This window comes from Streptomyces globosus, assembly GCF_003325375.1.
GTDB lineage: Bacteria > Actinomycetota > Actinomycetes > Streptomycetales > Streptomycetaceae > Streptomyces > Streptomyces globosus_A.
Map to the genome: position 1 here is coordinate 974,255 of NZ_CP030862.1, position 17,438 is coordinate 991,692.

Annotated in this window: 19 protein-coding genes; 8 read left to right on the top strand and 11 right to left on the bottom strand. The window is 74.3% G+C overall.

All coding sequences use genetic code 11. The features are described from left to right. Nucleotides 1-18 precede the first annotated feature (18 nt). Together C0216_RS04685 and C0216_RS04690 are read right to left on the bottom strand one after the other, a co-directional pair. Nucleotides 19-597: a DUF1003 domain-containing protein gene (locus tag C0216_RS04685; protein WP_428985480.1), complete on the bottom strand. Its 579-nt coding sequence runs from the start codon at nt 595-597 to the stop codon at nt 19-21. 100 nt (nt 598-697) lie between these two features. After that, the gene (locus C0216_RS04690; RefSeq protein ID WP_114054033.1) at nt 698-1,969 is read right to left on the bottom strand and encodes a magnesium transporter MgtE N-terminal domain-containing protein; all 1,272 of its coding nucleotides are present in this window, start codon (nt 1,967-1,969) and stop codon (nt 698-700) included. A 205-nt stretch (nt 1,970-2,174) separates the two neighbouring features. On the opposite strand from C0216_RS04690, the gene C0216_RS04695 reads away from it, so the two are divergent. Then, nucleotides 2,175-2,969 carry a hypothetical protein gene (locus C0216_RS04695; RefSeq protein ID WP_114054034.1) on the top strand — a complete coding sequence of 265 codons (795 nt, stop codon included), beginning with the start codon at nt 2,175-2,177 and terminating at the stop codon, nt 2,967-2,969. A 3-nt stretch (nt 2,970-2,972) separates the two neighbouring features. On the opposite strand, the gene C0216_RS04700 is transcribed toward C0216_RS04695, so the two are convergent. Beyond that, complete coding sequence (locus C0216_RS04700; protein ID WP_114054035.1) at nt 2,973-3,491, bottom strand: hypothetical protein; 519 nt, start codon at nt 3,489-3,491, stop codon at nt 2,973-2,975. 66 nt (nt 3,492-3,557) lie between these two features. After that, nucleotides 3,558-4,673: a magnesium and cobalt transport protein CorA gene (locus tag C0216_RS04705; RefSeq protein ID WP_114054036.1), complete on the bottom strand. Its 1,116-nt coding sequence runs from the start codon at nt 4,671-4,673 to the stop codon at nt 3,558-3,560. 390 nt (nt 4,674-5,063) lie between these two features. Between C0216_RS04705 and C0216_RS04710 the strand changes: the two genes are divergently transcribed. From C0216_RS04710 to C0216_RS04725, 4 genes are all read left to right on the top strand, one after another. After that, nucleotides 5,064-5,648 carry a suppressor of fused domain protein gene (locus C0216_RS04710; RefSeq protein WP_114054037.1) on the top strand — a complete coding sequence of 195 codons (585 nt, stop codon included), beginning with the start codon at nt 5,064-5,066 and terminating at the stop codon, nt 5,646-5,648. Nucleotides 5,649-5,709: 61 nt separating this feature from the next. Then, nucleotides 5,710-6,351: a DUF6758 family protein gene (locus C0216_RS04715; RefSeq protein WP_114054038.1), complete on the top strand. Its 642-nt coding sequence runs from the start codon at nt 5,710-5,712 to the stop codon at nt 6,349-6,351. Between the two features lie 137 nt (nt 6,352-6,488). Further along, a complete protein-coding gene (locus C0216_RS04720) occupies nt 6,489-7,355 on the top strand; it encodes a PHP domain-containing protein (RefSeq protein WP_114058454.1) in 867 nt (288 codons plus the stop codon). A 93-nt stretch (nt 7,356-7,448) separates the two neighbouring features. Continuing rightward, the gene (locus C0216_RS04725) at nt 7,449-8,054 is read left to right on the top strand and encodes a MarC family protein (RefSeq protein ID WP_114054039.1); all 606 of its coding nucleotides are present in this window, start codon (nt 7,449-7,451) and stop codon (nt 8,052-8,054) included. A 73-nt stretch (nt 8,055-8,127) separates the two neighbouring features. Here the strand turns inward: C0216_RS04725 and C0216_RS33810 are convergent, their stop codons facing one another. The 3 genes from C0216_RS33810 to C0216_RS04735 form a co-directional block, all read right to left on the bottom strand. Continuing rightward, a complete protein-coding gene (locus tag C0216_RS33810) occupies nt 8,128-8,280 on the bottom strand; it encodes a hypothetical protein (RefSeq protein WP_174250346.1) in 153 nt (50 codons plus the stop codon). A gap of 94 nt (nt 8,281-8,374) precedes the next feature. Continuing rightward, entirely contained in the window at nt 8,375-9,235 is an 861-nt protein-coding gene (locus C0216_RS04730) for an alpha/beta fold hydrolase (protein WP_114054040.1), read from the bottom strand. A gap of 120 nt (nt 9,236-9,355) precedes the next feature. Then, on the bottom strand, nt 9,356-11,347 hold the full coding sequence (locus C0216_RS04735) for a DEAD/DEAH box helicase (protein WP_246042325.1): 1,992 nt from the start codon (nt 11,345-11,347) through the stop codon (nt 9,356-9,358). 466 nt (nt 11,348-11,813) lie between these two features. Between C0216_RS04735 and C0216_RS04740 the strand changes: the two genes are divergently transcribed. Continuing rightward, on the top strand, nt 11,814-12,572 hold the full coding sequence (locus C0216_RS04740) for a ferritin-like fold-containing protein (RefSeq protein WP_114058456.1): 759 nt from the start codon (nt 11,814-11,816) through the stop codon (nt 12,570-12,572). A 134-nt stretch (nt 12,573-12,706) separates the two neighbouring features. Here the strand turns inward: C0216_RS04740 and C0216_RS04745 are convergent, their stop codons facing one another. From C0216_RS04745 to C0216_RS04760, 4 genes are all read right to left on the bottom strand, one after another. Continuing rightward, complete coding sequence (locus C0216_RS04745; protein ID WP_428985392.1) at nt 12,707-13,006, bottom strand: hypothetical protein; 300 nt, start codon at nt 13,004-13,006, stop codon at nt 12,707-12,709. A 140-nt stretch (nt 13,007-13,146) separates the two neighbouring features. Further along, nucleotides 13,147-13,374 (bottom strand): DUF3107 domain-containing protein, encoded by a 228-nt coding sequence (locus tag C0216_RS04750; protein ID WP_216827122.1) that lies wholly within the window; start codon nt 13,372-13,374, stop codon nt 13,147-13,149. A 166-nt stretch (nt 13,375-13,540) separates the two neighbouring features. Then, nucleotides 13,541-14,200 carry a TetR/AcrR family transcriptional regulator gene (locus C0216_RS04755; protein ID WP_114054042.1) on the bottom strand — a complete coding sequence of 220 codons (660 nt, stop codon included), beginning with the start codon at nt 14,198-14,200 and terminating at the stop codon, nt 13,541-13,543. A 176-nt stretch (nt 14,201-14,376) separates the two neighbouring features. Beyond that, complete coding sequence (locus tag C0216_RS04760) at nt 14,377-14,604, bottom strand: hypothetical protein (protein WP_114054043.1); 228 nt, start codon at nt 14,602-14,604, stop codon at nt 14,377-14,379. 141 nt (nt 14,605-14,745) lie between these two features. On the opposite strand from C0216_RS04760, the gene C0216_RS04765 reads away from it, so the two are divergent. After that, nucleotides 14,746-15,738 (top strand): alpha/beta fold hydrolase, encoded by a 993-nt coding sequence (locus C0216_RS04765; RefSeq protein ID WP_114054044.1) that lies wholly within the window; start codon nt 14,746-14,748, stop codon nt 15,736-15,738. A 5-nt stretch (nt 15,739-15,743) separates the two neighbouring features. Then, nucleotides 15,744-17,168 (top strand): DUF3152 domain-containing protein, encoded by a 1,425-nt coding sequence (locus C0216_RS04770; RefSeq protein WP_114054045.1) that lies wholly within the window; start codon nt 15,744-15,746, stop codon nt 17,166-17,168. The last annotated feature ends 270 nt before the right edge of the window (nt 17,169-17,438 follow it).

Consider the following 17,438-nt stretch of genomic DNA (forward strand, 5'->3'; position numbering starts at 1 on the left):
GTGCCTCCGGAAAGGCCGCTAGCGGTCGCCTTCGTCACTCTCCTGCGGGAACATCCGCCGGTCGTCCATCTCCTTGATCAGGTCCTGGAACTCCGAGCGGATCCAGTCGCGTGTCGCGACCTCGCCCAGGCCCATCCGCAGCGCCGCGATCTCCCGCGTCAGGTACTCGGTGTCGGCGATGGACCGCTCGTTCTGCTTGCGGTCCTGCTCCAGGTTGACGCGGTCGCGGTCGTCCTGCCGGTTCTGCGCGAGGAGGATCAGCGGGGCCGCGTACGAGGCCTGAAGCGACAGCATCAGCGTCAGGAAGATGAAGGGGTACTGGTCCCAGCGCAGGTGCGCCGGCGCGAACACGTTCCACAGCACCCAGAGCACGATGACCAGCGTCATCCAGACGATGAACCGGCCCGTGCCGAGGAAGCGCGCCACCCGCTCTGACAGCCGGCCGAACGCCTCCGGGTCGTACACCGGCAGCAGCCGCCGCCGGTCCGCGCGCGGCTGGTCCAGCCGTACGCGCGCCGAGCGGGTCAGTGCGCTCGACCCCGTCGCGGCGGCCCGCGACCGCAGCCGCTCGGAGGCCTCCTCCTCCCGGCCGCTCAGCCCGTGCTCCCGCGCGTCCTCGCGGGCGTGCTCCCGCGCCAGCTCGCGCCGCACCCGCAGCTGCTCGCGGCGCCGCTCGCGCGCCGGGTCGCCCCGCCGCTCACCGCCCACCGGAGACCTCCTCGGAGTGGAGGTCCGTCTCCCGCCAGTCGTCCGGCAGCAGGTGGTCCAGCACGTCGTCCACGGTCACCGCGCCCAGCAGCGCGCCGCCCTCGTCGACGACGGGCACGGCGACCATGTTGTACGCGGCCAGGTAGCTCGTCACGGCCGGCAGCGAGGCGTCCGGCCGCAGCGGCGGCAGGTCCGTGTCGACGATCGAGCTGACCAGCGTGAACGGCGGATCGCGCAGCAGCCGCTGGAAGTGCACCGTGCCCAGGTACTTGCCCGTCGGCGTCTCGTCCGGCGGCCGGCACACGTACACCTGCGCGGCCAGCGCCGGCGACAGGTCGGCCTGCCGGACCCGCGCCAGGGCGTCCGCGACCGTCGCGTCGGGCCGCAGCACGATCGGCTCCGTCGTCATCAGGCCGCCGGCCGTGTTCTCCTCGTACGACAGCAGCCGGCGCATGTCCGCGGCGTCGTCCGGCCGCATCAGGGTCAGCAGCCGCTCCTTGTCGTCCTCGGGCAGCTCCGACAGCAGGTCGGCGGCGTCGTCCGGGTCCATCGCCTCCAGGACGTCCGCGGCGCGCTCCTCCTTCAGCTTGCCGATGATCTCGACCTGCTCGTCCTCGGGCAGCTCCTCCAGGACGTCCGCGAGCCGGTCGTCGTCGAGGGCGCTCGCCACCTCGGCGCGCCGCTTCGGCGTCAGGTGGTGCAGGACGTTCGCCACGTCCGCCGGGCGCATCTGCTCGAAGGTGGCGACCAGGTTCTCGGCGCCCTGCCCCTCCTCCTCCAGCGAGAAGCCGGTCACGGCCGACCACTCCACGGTCAGCGTCTCGCCGCGGCGGCGCAGCGCGCCCCCCTTGCCCTTGCGCACGAAGATCTTGTCGATCTCCCAGTCGCGGCGGGCCGGCAGCTGCTGGATGGCCACGTCCAGGACGGTCGCCTCCTCGCCGGTCGCGGTCAGCCGCACCCGCCGGTCCAGGAGCTCGCCGAGGACCAGGCGCTCCGTCGGCCGCTGCTCGAACCGCCGCATGTTCACCACGCCGGTGGTGATGACCTGGCCCGACTCCACGCCCGTCACCCGCGTCATCGGCAGGAAGATCCGGCGCCGGCTGACCACCTCGACCACCAGCCCCAGCAGCCGCGGCGGCCGCCCGCCGACGCGCAGCATCGCCACGAGGTCGCGGACCCGGCCCACCCGGTCGCCGTTGGGATCGAACACGGGCACACCCGACAGATGCGAGACGAAGATCCGCGGGGCGCCTCCGGCCATTCCAGCGCCTCCCAGAGTGTCGGTCCACGGTCCTGCCTGCCGTCCCTCAGGCTAGCCCGTGGGCTGTACGGCCGTCCTGGTGGGGCCGTCCGCCCGGGGTGCGCCGCCGGCCGCCCGCCCGCCGGCCGCGGGCACCCTCCGACCGACGGCCTACGGGCGGGTACGCTGCCTGCTGCCCCAGCAAGCACGACGAGAGGCACCCGCCGTGACCGCCCATTCCCCCGCCGCACGGCTGCGCCGCGCCGCCGTCGCCGGTGTCGTCCTCGCGGGCCTCGCTGTCGCCGGGACGGGCTGCGGCGCGGACCCCGACGAAGGCACGAACGGCGTCGGCAAGCTCTCTGCGGCCCAGATCGAGGGCAAGGCGAAGGCCGCCGCCGGCGCCGCCTCCTCCGTGCACCTGTCGGGCACCCTCGTCAGCAGCGGAAAAACCTTCACCCTCGACATGCGCCTCGGCAAGGAGGGCGGCTCCGGCGAGGTGAAGTCCAAGGAGGACACCTTCCAGCTGCTCCGCATCGGCGACCAGCTCTACCTCAAGGCGAGCGCCGCCTTCTGGGGGACCTCCGAGGCGGCCGGGAAGCTCGGCGACAAGTACGTGAAGGTCCCCGAGAGCGACCCCACCTACAAGCAGTTCCGCGGCTTCACCGACATGCACGTCCTGCTCGACGGGCTCCTCGGCCTCGACGGCAAGCTCGCCAAGGGCGACTACACCAAGGTCGGCCCCACGCGCGCCGTCCAGGTCACCGCCGACAAGGGCAGGGGCGGAAAGCTGGCGGTCTCCCTGGAGGGCACCCCCTACCCGCTGCGGATGGAGCGCGCCGGCGGAGCGGGCACCGTCGACCTGGGCGACTGGGGGCAGCCGGTGCAGCTGGACCCGCCGCCGGCGGACCAGACCCTCGACTACGGCTCCCAGCTGCCGACGACGAAGGAGTCCGGCAGCGGCAGCCCGGCCCCGGCGCCGACCGGCAAGGGGTCGGGGCAGGGCTCCAACCCGACGGGGTAGGCCCTACGCCCCGCGGTCGGCCTTCCGCCGCTTCAGCAGCAGCTTCGGCAGGCCCGCCGGGACGGGCCGCCGCGTCACCGCCGGCGAGCCGACCGGCACGGCGGCCAGCGACCCGTCGGGCAGGTCGGTGCTCGCCGCGACCGGCTCCAGGCGCAGCACCCGGCACTCGCGCGCCCAGCGCGCCGTCATCTCCTCGGAGTCGGGGGCGTTCAGCCGCTTGCCCTTCAGCTCCGCCACCGCCGCCTCCCACGCGCCGCCGCCGGGGGGCAGCTCCCGTACGGCCGCGGTCCAGGCCACCAGCCGGCCGCCCTTGTCCTTGCTGCGGACGGTGACCTCGGCCGTCGCCCCGTCGGCGAGGCCCGGCAGCGGCTGCTCGCCGGGGCCGTCGCCCAGCACGTGCGCCGCGCCGTCCACCCAGGCGTGCCACAGGGCGCGGTCGGCGCCGGCGCCGCGGACCCAGATCAGGCCGGACTTCTTGGTGGCCTCCTCGACGAGGGCCAGGTCGAGCGTGCTGAGAGTCATGCGGACCAGGGTAGGGGAGGGCCCGTACAGCCCGGACGGGTCCGGCGGCCGGCGCCCCGGCGGGTGCTACAGCCAGCCGTGGCGGCGCAGTGCCCGGTGGATGGTGAAGCAGATGCCGACGATGCTCGCCATCACCATCGGGTAGCCGTACTCCCACTTGAGCTCGGGCATGTGCTCGAAGTTCATCCCGTACACGCCGCAGATCATGGTCGGCACGGCGATGATGGCCGCCCAGGAGGTGATCTTGCGCATGTCCTCGTTCTGCGCGACGGTCGCCTGGGCGAGGTTGGCCTGGAGGATCGAGTTCAGCAGCTCGTCGAAGCCGACGACCTGCTCGTGGACGCGCGCCAGGTGGTCGGCGACGTCGCGGAAGTACTTCTGGATGTCCGGGTCCACCAGCCGCATCGGGCGCTCGCTGAGCAGCTCCATCGGCCGCAGCAGCGGGGCCACGGCCCGCTTGAACTCCAGCACCTCCCGCTTGAGCTGGTAGATGCGGCCGGCGTCGCCGCCGCGCGCGACGCCCTTGGCGGGCGCGGCGAACACCGCGTTCTCCACCTCGTCGATGTCGTCCTGCACCGCCGCCGCGACCGCGATGTACCCGTCGACGACGTGGTCGGCGATCGAGTGCAGGACCGCCGAGGGGCCCTTGGCCAGCAGCTCGGGGTCGTCCTGGAGGCGGTGGCGCAGGCCCCGCAGCGAGCCCTGCCCGCCGTGCCGGACCGTGATCACGAAGTCGGTGCCGGTGAAGCACATCACCTCGCCGGTCTCCACGACCTCGCTGGTCGCCGTCAGTTCCGCGTGCTCCACGTAGTGGATCGTCTTGAACACGGTGAAGAGGGTGTCGTCGTAGCGCTCCAGCTTCGGCCGCTGGTGGGCGTGGACGGCGTCCTCGACGGCCAGCGGGTGCAGGCCGAAGACGGCGGCGATCCCCGCGAACTCCTCCTCCGTCGGCTCGTGCAGGCCGATCCAGGCGAAGCCGCCGTCCTCGCGGACCCGCCGGATCGCCTCACGGGGCGTCAGGCAGGCCGAGCCGAGGGCGCGCCGGCCGTCGCGGTACACCGCGCAGTCGACCACGGCGCTGCTCGCCGAGGGGTCGCGGGTGGCGTCGTAGCCGGGCTGGACGGGGTTGGACCTGCGCAGCGCCGGTCGGACGGCGGCACGGAGGTAGGGCAGCATCGACATGGCAGGCTCCTTCGCACGCACGGCCGCGGCCGTGCGGGGTGGGAGATCCCTCCGGTGGACGCGGACTGCCGGCGGCGGGCGCGCCGGCAGGGGCGGAGGGAAAGGGACGGGAGGACAGACGTTCCGCCGTCGCTCTTCTGCTGATCGGATGATCAAACGGGGCAGGGTGCGCCCGTACCAGGGGCGGAAGAGCGATTGGTACTGCACGATCGACTTCGGTCCACGGCAGTCCCCACCTCCTCCGGCCGGTCCCCCGTGGGGGACGTCCTGTCGCCGGGGCCCCGAGGCACCGCTTCTGCGGTGCGGCCCCGACCAGCGGTCAACACTATCAGCCGACGGATGGTCAAGACCCGCCCTTTACCCGCCTGATACGAGTTCTATGCTCGGCGCATGGCAGAAATTCTGGCTCTCGTCGAAGCCCGGCTGCGCAGCGCCCTCGGCGAGCCCGACGCCCGCGCCGCCGTCACGTTCCTCGGCACCGACCGCATCGAGGTGCTCCGCTTCACCGGGGACGGCCTGGTGCGGTACGCGACCCTCGGCATGTCCGCGTCCCCGATGGCCGACCCGACCGCCGTGGTCGCCGACCCGCTGCGCGGGCCGCGGGCCGAGCTGGTGCTGACGGTGCGGGCGGGCCTGGCGCCCACCGACCGGGTGCTGCGGCCGCTCGCCGTGCTCGCCGCCTCGCCGCAGGTCGAGGGGCTGGTGGTGGCGCCCGGTGCGTCGCTCGACGTGGGCGAGCCGCTGTGGGAGGGCGCGCCGTTCACCTCGGTGCTCGTCGCGGAGCCCGGCGGGCTCGTCGAGGACCTCGAACTGGACGAGCCGATGGAGCCGGTGCGGTTCCTTCCGCTCCTGCCGATGACGGCGAACGAGGCCGCCTGGAAGCGGGTCCACGGCGCGGCGGCCCTCCAGGAGAGGTGGCTGGCGCGGGGGACGGACCTGCGCGACCCGCTGCGTACGTCCGTGGCGCTGGACTGAGGCATCCGACCGGGTGATCGTGTCTTGACGGGGCGCCGGGCGGGGAGGAGCGTGGCTTCCTATGAGGGGCGAACCGAGTTGCCCGAAGTGCGGTGGCCGGGTCAGGGCGCCCGGACTCTTCTCCGACTCCTGGCAGTGCGCGGTGCACGGCGCGGTGCACCCCCTGCAGCCCGTCGTCCCGCCCAGCGTCGAGGCCCTGGAGGTCGTCGTGCACCGGGCCCGGGTCCCGGTGTGGATGCCGTGGCCGCTGCCGGTGGGGTGGCTGTTCACGGGGGTGGCGGCGGCGGGTGACGACCGCAGCGGGGGCAGGGCGACCGCCGTGGCCTGCTCCGGGCCCGGACCGCTGGGCGGCCCCGGCGAGTTGCTGCTGATCGCCGAGGAGCTGGGCGTCGGGCTCGGCTCCCGCTACGCCGGCATCGACGGCCCCGACCCCGGTTCCGCCATCGACGTCTCCTCCCCGCCGCACGCCAAGGTCGTCGCGGGCGGCCGGCCGACACCGCTGTGGCACGTGAACGGGGCCCCCGAGGACCGGGCCGTCTTCGCCGGGGAGGCGCGGGGCCTGTGGCTGTGGGCCGTCGCCTGGCCCGAGCAGTCGGGCCTCCTGATGTACGACGAACTGGTCCTGACGGACCTGCGCGAGGCGGGTGCGGAGGTGGACATGCTGCCCTGCGGGGCCCTCAGCCCGCGGATCCTCGGCCCGTAGGCGTCCGCCGCAGTGCCGTCGCCGCCGCCCTGGGCGGGGCGGTCGCCGGGGCGCCGCGGCGGACCGGGGGACGGAGGGGCCGCGGCCGGGCGTTATCCTGGGGTGTCCCCGCAACCCCGACCCCTGGAGCCATGGCCGTGCGCATCGACCTGCACGCCCACTCCACGGCGTCCGACGGGACCGACACCCCCGCCGAGCTGGTCCGCGCCGCGGCCGCCGCCGGGCTGGACGTCGTCGCGCTCACCGACCACGACACCGTCGCGGGGCACGCCGAGGCCATCGCGGCCGCCACTGCCGGGCTGACCGTCGTCCCCGGCATGGAGCTCTCCTGCCGCCTCGACGGTATCGGCATGCACATGCTCGCGTACCTCTTCGACCCCGAGGAGCCCGAGCTCGCCCGCGAGCGGGAGCTCGTCCGCGACGACCGCACCCCGCGCGCCCAGGCGATGATCGCCAAGCTGCGCGGCCTCGGCGTGGACGTCACCTGGGAGCAGGTCTCCCGGATCGCCGCCGGCGGCTCCGTCGGCCGGCCCCACATCGCCACCGCCCTCGTCGAGCTCGGCGTCGTGCCCACCGTGTCGGACGCGTTCACTCCGGACTGGCTCGCGGACGGCGGGCGCGCCTACGCCGAGAAGCACGAGCTCGACCCGTTCGAGGCCGTACGCCTGGTCAAGGCGGCCGGCGGCGTCACCGTGTTCGCGCACCCCGCCGCCGTCAAGCGCGGCCGCTGTGTGCCCGAGTCGGCGATAGCCGAACTCGCCGCCGCCGGACTGGACGGCATCGAGGTCGACCACATGGACCACGACGACGCCACGCGCGCCCGGCTGCGCGGCCTGGCAGGCGACCTCGGTCTGCTCGTGACCGGCTCCAGCGACTACCACGGCAGCCGCAAGACCTGCCGCCTCGGTGACTACACCACCGACCCGGAGGTCTACGGCGAGATCACGCGCCGCGCGGCGGGGGCCTTCCCCGTCCCGGGCGCCGGCGGAGACACGCGCGCGTAAGGCCGCCCCGCCCGGCAGCCGCCGGGCCCGCGCCCGCACGCCCCGCCCCCAGCACCCTCCTGCGAAACACCCCTCTCTCTGCAAGGCATCACTGTGTTCGACTTCGCCGTCTTCGGATCCCTATTTCTCACGCTTTTTGTGATTATGGACCCTCCGGGGATCACGCCGATCTTCCTCGCCCTGACCTCCGGCCGCCCCGTCAAGGTGCAGCGCCGGATGGCCTGGCAGGCCGTCTGCGTGGCCTTCGGCGTCATCGCCGTCTTCGGTATCTGCGGCCAGCAGATCCTCGACTACCTGCACGTCTCCGTCCCGGCGCTGATGATCGCCGGCGGTCTGCTGCTCCTGCTCATCGCCCTCGACCTGCTGACCGGGAAGACGGACGAGCCGAAGCAGACCAAGGACGTCAACGTCGCCCTTGTCCCGCTCGGCATGCCGCTGCTCGCCGGTCCGGGTGCCATCGTCTCCGTCATCCTGGCCGTGCAGAAGGCCGACGGCGTCGCGGGGCAGGTCTCGGTCTGGGCCGCGATCGTCGCGATGCACGCGGTCCTGTGGCTGACGATGCGCTACTCGCTGGTGATCATCCGGGTCATCAAGGACGGCGGCGTCGTCCTCGTGACGCGGCTCGCGGGCATGATGCTCTCCGCCATCGCCGTCCAGCAGATCATCAACGGCGTGCTCCAGGTCGTCCGCGGCGCCTGACGCCCCGCGCCCGCGCATGCGAACGCCCCCGCACCGGATGGTGCGGGGGCGTTCGGCGTGTGCGGGCGAAGCGTCAGGAGGACGCACTCTCGGCCGGTCGGATCAGGATGCGCTGGCCGATCGAGGCCGCCTGCTGCACGATCCGGTTGACGGAGGCCGCGTCCACGACGGTGCTGTCCACGGCCGATCCGTCGACGTCGTCCAGGCGCAGAATCTCGAAGCGCACGGCTTCTCCCTTCGTCAGTGTTCTCCTTGCACTGTTCCAACCGAGGGGAGGAGAGAAACATTCCCTACGCTAAAGAAATTTTTTCCCAGGCTAACTACCTGTGGTCCACGGACGCCCAGAACGATGCCAGGGCCCTGGCCGTGGCCTGCGGGTTCTCCGCGTTCGGGGAGTGCTCCGCCCCCGCCACGACCACCCGCCGCGCCCCGAGACGATCCGCCATGTCGTCGAGCAGCGGCACCGGCCACGCGTAGTCCACCTCGCCGGAGACGACCATCTTGGGCAGGTCCACGGCGGCGAGCCCGTCGACCCGGTCCGGCTCGGAGACGAGCACCCGCCCCGTGGCGATCAACTGCTCCGGCACGGTCGCCAGCCAGCGGCCGCGCAGGAACTCCTCCAGCTCCGGCGCGTCCGGCACCGCGTCCTCCGGATCGTACGAGCGCATCGCGGCCCACACGCCCGCCATGTCCTCGCGCATCGCCTCCAGCGCCGCCACCAGCAGCTTCGTCCGCGCCTGCTGCTCCTCGGAGATCGCGCCCGGCCCGCTGCTCATCAGCGTCAGCGAGGCGAACGGCGCAGCGTCCCGCAGCACCGCGGCCCGCGCGACCAGGCCGCCCAGCGAGTGCCCCAGCAGGTGGAGCGGCCCCGCGCCGCCGAGTACGGCGGCCTGCGCGAGGACGTCGCGCGCCAGCTCCTCCAAGGCGTACGCGGACTCCTCGCGCGGCCCCGGCGTCTCGTGCTGCCCGCGCCCGTCGACCGCGACGACCCGGTACCCGGCCGCGGCCAGCGGCTCCAGCAGCCCGATGAAGTCCTCCTTGCTCCCGGTGAACCCGGGAACCAGCAGGGCGGTGCCGCGCTCCGGCGCACCCGCCTCGTGCACGGCGAAGTCGCCGCGGGCGGTGGTCAGGCGGTACGCGCGGGCGTCGGACGGGAGGGTCAGGCGGGGCGGCTTGCTCATGGCCCGAGGTTACCGGCCCGTAGGAAGGCGTCCACTCCGAGGGCCGCCCTGCCCGGGAACGCCGAGGGCCCGGCCCCCCGAGAGGGGAGCCGGGCCCGTGCCACGGTGCTACGGGGGCCCTCAGGCCTCCGCGGCGGGTGCGACGGCCTTGCGGGTGCGGGTGCGCTTCGGCTTGGCCGGGGCCTCCTCGGCGGCAGCGGCGGCCTCGGCGACCGGAGCCTCCGCGGCGGGTGCGACGGCCTTGCGGGTGCGGGTGCGCTTCGGCTTGGCCGGCGCCTCCTCGGCCGCAGGGGCCTCGGCGACCGCTGCGGGCGCCGCGGCCGGAGCGGCAGCGGCGGCCTTGCGCGGGGCACGCGTGGTGCGGCGGGCCCGGACGGGCTCGGCCGGCGGCGCGATCTGGAAGTCCGGCTCCGGCCCGGCGGGCAGCACCGGCGCCTCGACGGGCGCGGCCGCGGCCGCCGCCAGGATCGAGGTCTGGGTGGGCTTGCGGGTCCGGGCGGCCCGGCGCGGCGCGGCAGCGGCCTTGGCCGGCGCAGCCTTGGCAGGAGCCTCGGCGGCGGGGGCCTCGACCACCGGCGCCTTGGCGGCCGGCGCCTCGGCGGCGGGCACGCCGGCGACCGGAGCCTCGACGGCCGGAGCCGTGGCGACGGCGGCAGCGGCGGCGTCCGCCGCCGACACCCGGGTCCGCCGGCGGCGCGGCCTGCGCGGCTCGTCCGCGACCGCGGCGGGCGCCTCGGCGGCGGAAACCTCGGCCACCGCGGCGGGAGCCGCGGCCGCAGCCGCCTCGGCCGCCTCGGCCACCTCGGCACCGCCGCGCGTACGCCGGCGCTGGCGCGGAGTCCGCGTCCGGGCCGGGCGCTCCGCCTCGGCGGAGGCCGCCGGACGGCGCTCGCCGCGGCCGCCCCGGCCGCCGCGGCCGCCGGTCTCGCCCAGGTCCTCGATCTCCTCGGCGTCCAGACCGGCCCGCACGCGCTCGGCGCGCGGCAGGACACCCTTGGTGCCGGCGGGGATCCCCAGCTCCTCGTAGAGGTGCGCGGAGGTGGAGTACGTCTCGACCGGGTTGTGGAAGTCGAGCTCCAGCGCCTTGTTGATCAGCTGCCAGCGCGGGATGTCGTCCCAGTCGACCAGCGTGATCGCGGTGCCCTTGTTGCCCGCGCGGCCGGTGCGGCCGACCCGGTGCAGGAAGGTCTTCTCGTCCTCGGGCGTCTGGTAGTTGATGACGTGCGTCACGCCCTCGACGTCGATGCCGCGCGCGGCGACGTCGGTGCACACCAGGACGTCGACCTTGCCGTTGCGGAACGCGCGCAGCGCCTGCTCGCGCGCCCCCTGGCCCAGGTCGCCGTGGACGGCGCCGGCCGCGAAGCCGCGCCGCTCCAGCTGCTCGGCGATGTCCGCCGCGGTGCGCTTGGTCCGGCAGAAGATCATGGCGAGTCCGCGGCCCTCGGCCTGCAGGACGCGGGCCACGAGCTCCGGCTTGTCCATGTTGTGCGCGCGGTAGACGCGCTGCGTGATGTTGGCGACGGTCGCGCCCTCGTCGTCGGGCGAGGTAGCGCGGATGTGCGTCGGCTGCGTCATGTAGCGGCGGGCCAGGCCGATGACGGCGCCCGGCATGGTCGCCGAGAACAGCATCGTCTGCCGCTTGGCCGGCAGGTGGTTGATGATCTTCTCGACGTCGGGCAGGAAGCCCAGGTCGAGCATCTCGTCGGCCTCGTCCAGCACCAGCGCCTTGACGCGCGACAGGTCGAGCTTGCGCTGGCCGGCCAGGTCGAGCAGGCGGCCGGGCGTGCCGACGATGACGTCGACGCCCTTCTTGAGCGCCTCGACCTGCGGCTCGTACGCGCGTCCGCCGTATATGGCGAGGACCCGGACGTTGCGGACCTTTCCGGCGGTCAGCAGGTCGTTCGTCACCTGGGTGCACAGCTCGCGCGTCGGGACGACGACGAGGGCCTGGGGGGAGTCGGTGAGCTGGTCGGGCGTGGCCCGGCCGGCCTCGACGTCCGCGGGGACGACGACGCGCTCCAGCAGCGGAAGGCCGAAACCGAGCGTCTTGCCGGTTCCGGTCTTGGCCTGTCCGATGACGTCCGTGCCGGAGAGGGCGACGGGGAGGGTCATCTCCTGGATGGGGAAGGGGGTCGTGATGCCGACGGCTTCGAGGGCCTCGGCGGTCTCGGGAAAGATCCCGAGTTCTCGGAACGTAGTCAGGGTGCTGCCTCTTCTGTGAGACGCGGTGCGAGGCGGCGAGGGGGTCCACCGTGCCGTGCTTGCCGTACTGCGACGTGCGAAGCTGCGCGGGACCACTGCCTTCGCTCAAGCGCTTGCGCCGCTGAGGGGGCCCCTCTCGGACGCGGTACGCATGGACGTACGCATCACCGAGGGCGGTCGGGTTGGAGCCGATCGGGCCACCGACCGGGCATCCTCATTCGGATGGCCCGCCGAGTATCCGGCAGGCGCATTACCACTGTACCCCGGATTCCCGCAGGCGTGTCTGGTGAATTCACCTGGTCGTCGCGTCCGGGTGTACGGGACGTCGTGCGACGTGGTGGCCTCGGCGTCCCCGGGGCGGGCTATTGTGCGGACCATGTCGACCGTAGAAAACGCAACGCCCGCCGACGACGGCGCCTCCGCCGGGTCCGGCGGCATCGCCGCCCAGGACTGGGCGACCGCCTCGGCCTCGCCGCAGTACCGGGCCGCCGTCGTGGACCTCCTGGGCGCGCTCGCGTACGGCGAGCTGGCCGCATTCGAGCGCCTCGCGGAGGACGCGAAGCTCGCGCCCACCCTCGACGACAAGGCCGAGCTCGCGAAGATGGCCGCCGCCGAGTTCCACCACTTCGAGCGGCTGCGCGACCGGCTCGCCGCGATCGACGCCGAGCCGACCGCCGCGATGGAGCCCTTCGCCAAGGGCGTCGACGACTTCCACCGCCAGACCGCCCCGTCGGACTGGCTGGAGGGCCTGGTCAAGGCGTACGTGGGCGACTCGATCGCCAGTGACTTCTACCGCGAGGTCGCCAGCCACCTGGACGCGGACACCCGCGCCCTGGTGCTGGGCGTGCTCGACGACACCGGCCACGGCGGCTTCGCCGTGGAGAAGGTCCGCGCCGCCATCGAGGCCGACCCGCGCTGCGGCGGCCGGCTCGCCCTGTGGGCGCGCCGCCTGATGGGCGAGGCCCTCTCGCAGGCGCAGCGGGTCGTCGCCGAGCGCGACGCCCTGTCGACCATGCTCGTCGGCGGGGTCGACGGGATGGCGGCCGGCTTCGACCTGGCAGCCGTCGGCGAGATGTTCGCCCGCATCACCAAGGCGCACACCAAGCGGATGGCGGCCCTGGGCCTCGCCGCCTGACACCCGCGGTTCCGGCTGCGGCCGTACGGCGGCCCCGGCGCGCGCACCGCGCACCGGGGCCGAGGCGTCAGGATCCGCCGGAGGGGCCGCCGGGCGGGCGGCGTCCGGTGCGGGATCGGGGCGCGCGGGGACGGTCAGCCCCGCGACGGAAGCGAAAACGGAGCCCGGCGGGGGCCGCCGGCGGACCCGCCCGGCCGCAGCAGCAACGACAGCACCACGGCGGACACCAGCACCGCGCCGGCCAGCGTCGCCATCGGACTGGCGTGCCCCGGGCCGAGCGCGTACCCCGTCAGCCAGGCCCCGAACAGGGCGCCGAGCACCCCGCTGGCGAGCACCAGCCGGGCGGCCGGCAGGCGCCGGGCGAGCAGGCGCACCGCCGCCGCGGCCAGGGCCAGGCCCAACAGGGCGGAGCCGAGCGCTTCCAGCAGCAGCATGAGGGCCTCCCGCAGGCCGGAGCCGAACCAGGTCAGAGCCGTCCTACCCGAAGCGGAAGACGCGGAAACGGCCCGGCGGAAGCAACCGCCGGGCCGTTTCGGCCAGTTCCCGGACGCCCTTGCAGACGCCCGACACCGCGTCAGAGCGCGCCGAAGCCGACCTTGCGGACGTTCGGCTCGCCCAGGTCCACGTACGACAGGCGGTCGGACGGCACCAGGACCCGGCGGCCCTTGGTGTCGGTGAGGCTGAGCAGCGGCTCCGAACCGGTCAGCGCGGCCGCGACGATGCGCTCCAGCTCCTCGGCGCTCAGGTCGCTCTCCAGCACGATCTCCCGGGGTGCGTGCTGCACGCCGATCTTGACCTCCACGGCTTCGTCCCTCCGACGGTCGTTGTGCGCGATCAGCCGCGCCGTACCGGTCCACATTAGCCCGCAGAGGGGACGGGCGAGCCGTGCTCCGGGCACGCTCGCAGCGAACAGCGCGGGGCGGCGCGGACCGGTGCGGCCGGCGCCGCCCCGCGGCCGGTCCGGGCGGTCAGGCGGCCGGGCCCGCCGCGGCGCCGTCCGCGCCGTGCAGGGGGAAGCCGGCGATGCCGCGCCAGGCCAGCGACGTCAGCAGGCCCACCGCCTTGTCGCGGGCGACCGGGCTCTCGCTGGAGAGCCAGTACCGGGCCACCACCTGCGAGACGCCGCCCAGGCCCACCGCCAGCAGCATCGACTCGTCCTGGGACAGCCCCGTGTCCTCCGCGATCACGTCGGAGATCGCCTCCGCGCACTGCAGCGACACCCGGTCGACGCGCTCGCGCACCGCGGGCTCGTTGGTCAGGTCGGACTCGAACACCAGGCGGAACGCGCCGCCCTCCTCCTCCACGTACGCGAAGTAGGCGTCCATGGTCGCGGCGACGCGCAGCTTGTTGTCCGTCGTCGACTCCAGCGCCCCGCGCACCGCCTGGAGCAGGTTCTCGCAGTGCTGGTCCAGCAGCGCCAGGTACAGGTCCAGCTTGCCGGGGAAGTGCTGGTAGAGCACCGGCTTGCTGACCCCGGCCCGCTCGGCGATGTCGTCCATCGCCGCCGCGTGGTACCCCTGCGCGACGAAGACCTCCTGGGCCGCGCCCAGGAGCTGGTTGCGTCGGGCTCGGCGCGGCAGGCGCGTGCCCCGAGGACGCGCTGCCTCCGTCTGCTCGATGGCTGTCACGCCGCCTCCCACTTTCTCTCATGCACAGTGCGCTCTGCGCCGCGCCCGCCATCGTACTTTTCGGTAACCGCATGCGGGGGGTTCCGGCCGAGTTTTCTCGCTCTGCGGACCACCCGGAGGCGCTGGTCAGAACGCCCTGGCGGGTTACCGGGCGGTAGTGGGCAGCGGTGGACGGCTCAGCGGTAGTCCTCCTCGTCCAGGGGCACCACGCGCGCCTGCTCGGCGGCGTCGCCGTCGGCCGCCTCGCCGCGCTCCACCCCCGTGACACGCTCGTCCTCGTCCTCGTCGTCATCGGGCCGGAGTTCCGCCAGCTGCTCCGCCGCGTCGGCCTCAGGCGCCTCCGCGTCCAGCGACTCCCGGAACTGGTCCCGGAAGGTGTCCGGCTCTGCGGGGTCGACACTCATCAGGCTCTCCACCTTCCCTCACCCCTGGTCCTGCCTACCCCAAAGCCTAGGAGGATCGCCCGTGCACCGCTACGCGGCCGTCCCCGGCCTGTGACGCCGAACACAGGAGTCCGGACGTGATCCTCTCGTAACATTGCCCGCATGTCTTCGACCGAGCTGCCGGGTGTGCGCTCCGCCGCCGAGCCGTCCTCCCGGGCCGGCGCCGCCCGGGTGGCCGAGGGGGAGCAGCTGCGCACCGACCGGCTGCCGGGCCTCGAACTCGCCGTCCGGTTCCGCCCCGCCACCGTCGGCGCCGGACTGCCGCCCGCCCTGTTCGTGCACGGCCTCGGCGGCTCCTCCACCAACTGGTCCGCCCTCATGGCCCGCCTGGAGGACCGCGTCGACGGCGAGGCCGTCGACCTGCCCGGCTTCGGCTGGTCGCCGCCGCCCGCCGACCGGAACTACTCGGTCACCGCGATGGCCCGCGCCGTCATCCGGCACCTCGACGCCGCCGGCCGCGGCCCCGTCCACCTCGTCGGCAACTCCCTCGGCGGCGCCGTCACCACCCGCGTCGCGGCCGCCCGCCCCGATCTGGTGCGCACCCTGACCCTGGTCTCGCCCGCCCTCCCCGAGCTGCGCGTGCAGCGGTCGGCCGTGCCGACCGGCCTCCTCGCCCTGCCCGGTACCGCCGCGCTGGTCGACCGGCTCACCCGCGGCCTCACCGCCGAGCAGCGCACCCGCGGCGTCACCGAGCTCTGCTACGGCGACCCCTCGCTGGTGCCGCCGGAGGCCTTCGCCCAGGCCGTCGAGGAGATGGAGCGGCGCATGGCGCTCCCCTACTTCTGGGACGCGATGAGCCGCACCGCCCGCGGCATCGTCGACGCCTACACCCTCGGCGGACAGCACGGACTGTGGCGGCAGGCCCAGCGCGTGCTGGCCCCGACGCTGCTCGTCTACGGCGGCCGCGACCAGCTCGTCTCCTACCGCATGGCCCGCAAGGCCGCCGCCGCGTTCCGCGGCGCGCGCCTGCTGTGCCTGCCCGCCGCCGGGCACGTGGCGATGATGGAGTGCCCCGACGTCGTGGCCAGGGCGTTCCGGGAACTCCTGGACGACACCGGGAAACATGTCCGATATACCGACGACGGCAGAGGCTGAGCACCTTGGGACGACACAGCCGCAAGGGCCCCGCTCCGGCAGGCCGGCCCCCCGAGGCCGCCCCCGCCGCGCCGCCGGCCGCCGGGCAGCAGGACCCGTACGGGCAGGGCCGCGCCCGCGAGGAGTACGGGTACGGACAGGACATCCACGGACAGGACGGGTACGGGCAGCACCAGCCGTACGGGCAGTCCTACGGGCAGCAGTACCAGAACGAGCAGCACGAGCAGCACGAGCAGTACGAGCAGTACGAGCACGGGCAGTACGGATACGGCGAGCACGCCTTCCCCGGCGGGCACGCTCCGTACCCGGAGCAGCGCTCACCGTACGACCGGCGCCCGGGCCACCCCGAGCAGCGCGAGCCCGGCGGGGCGTGGGGCGCCGGCCCCGACCCGGTGTACGGCGACTGGCAGGGCTTCCCGGGCGGCGGCGCGGACTCCGCCCGCGGCCCCCGGTCCGCAGCCGAAACCGTTCTCCACGGCTCCGGCCCCGGCGCGGACGCCCCCGACGACCCCGCCTCCACCGGCCCGCAGCGCCGGGTGCCCGCCCCGCGCGCGGACGACGCCGAGGAACCGCAGGCCGGTGCCGCCGGCACGGGGCGCGGCCGCAAGGCCCTCACCTACACCGGCATGGCCGCCGCGGCTGTCACCACCGTCCTCGCCGTCGTCGTCGCCGGCCACATGAGCGCCGACACCGACGGCAAGTCCGCCTCCCCGCGCGCCGCGGGCACGGCCGGCGACCGGGCCATGCCCGGCCAGTCCGCGGCCTCCCGCTCCGACGGCCGGGCCGTCCCGCAGGCGCCGCCCGCGGCCCCGGCGCCCGCGCCGGAGCTCACGTACGAGCAGAAGATGGCCCAGCAGCTCCCGATCGACGAGAAGCTCAAGGGGCCCGGGACCTTCGAGACGGTCCCCGGCGTCGCCGCCGCCCCCGGCAAGGGCGACGTGGTCCGCTACCGGGTCGACGTCGAGACCGGGCTCGGCATGGACGCGCAGCTCTTCGCCGAGGCCGTGCACCGCACCCTCAACGACGACCGCAGCTGGGCCCACGGCGGCCGCAAGACCTTCGAGCGGGTCCCCGGCGGCAGCGCCGACTTCGTCATCACCCTCGCCAGCCCCGGCACCACCGGCGTGTGGTGCGCGAAGTCCGGGCTGGACACCACCATCGAGAACGTCTCCTGCGACTCGGCCAACACCGACCGCGTGATGATCAACGCGTTCCGGTGGGCGCAGGGCTCGCCGACGTACGGGGCGGACCAGATCTTCGCCTACCGGCAGATGCTCATCAACCACGAGGTCGGCCACCGGCTCGGCCACGGGCACGTGAACTGCCAGACCCCGGGCGCCCCCGCCCCGATCATGCAGCAGCAGACCAAGTCGCTGGAGATCAACGGGATCCGCTGCAAGCCCAACCCCTGGGTGTTCCCCGGCAACTGACGGCCGGCCGGACAGGCGGACGGCAGGCGGGAAGTCGGCCCGCCGGACAGCCCGGCAGCCGGAAAGCGCTTCGCTCCGCGGCTTGCCGACCCCCGCGGTGCCCCTACAGGTAGCGCGCTCGAACGCGAACCGTACGGGAAAGTTACGACTCTTCACCCCTTCCGGTGGCGCGACGGACAACCGTCCGCCGCGCCACCGGCGCATCCGCTTGGCTTCTCCCGCGGCCGGTCGCCGGACCGGCGGCCGCCGCCACGACCGGAGATTCGGGGG

Coding starts and splice junctions, on each gene's coding strand:
- C0216_RS04690 (WP_114054033.1), bottom strand. CDS start 1,969: ATGGCCGGAGGCGCCCCGCGGATCTTCGTCTCGCATCTGTCGGGTGTG.
- C0216_RS04700 (WP_114054035.1), bottom strand. CDS start 3,491: ATGACTCTCAGCACGCTCGACCTGGCCCTCGTCGAGGAGGCCACCAAG.
- C0216_RS04705 (WP_114054036.1), bottom strand. CDS start 4,673: ATGTCGATGCTGCCCTACCTCCGTGCCGCCGTCCGACCGGCGCTGCGC.
- C0216_RS04710 (WP_114054037.1), top strand. CDS start 5,064: ATGGCAGAAATTCTGGCTCTCGTCGAAGCCCGGCTGCGCAGCGCCCTC.
- C0216_RS04715 (WP_114054038.1), top strand. CDS start 5,710: ATGAGGGGCGAACCGAGTTGCCCGAAGTGCGGTGGCCGGGTCAGGGCG.
- C0216_RS04730 (WP_114054040.1), bottom strand. CDS start 9,235: ATGAGCAAGCCGCCCCGCCTGACCCTCCCGTCCGACGCCCGCGCGTAC.
- C0216_RS04735 (WP_246042325.1), bottom strand. CDS start 11,347: ATGACCCTCCCCGTCGCCCTCTCCGGCACGGACGTCATCGGACAGGCC.
- C0216_RS04740 (WP_114058456.1), top strand. CDS start 11,814: ATGTCGACCGTAGAAAACGCAACGCCCGCCGACGACGGCGCCTCCGCC.
- C0216_RS04745 (WP_428985392.1), bottom strand. CDS start 13,006: ATGCTGCTGCTGGAAGCGCTCGGCTCCGCCCTGTTGGGCCTGGCCCTG.
- C0216_RS04760 (WP_114054043.1), bottom strand. CDS start 14,604: ATGAGTGTCGACCCCGCAGAGCCGGACACCTTCCGGGACCAGTTCCGG.
- C0216_RS04765 (WP_114054044.1), top strand. CDS start 14,746: ATGTCTTCGACCGAGCTGCCGGGTGTGCGCTCCGCCGCCGAGCCGTCC.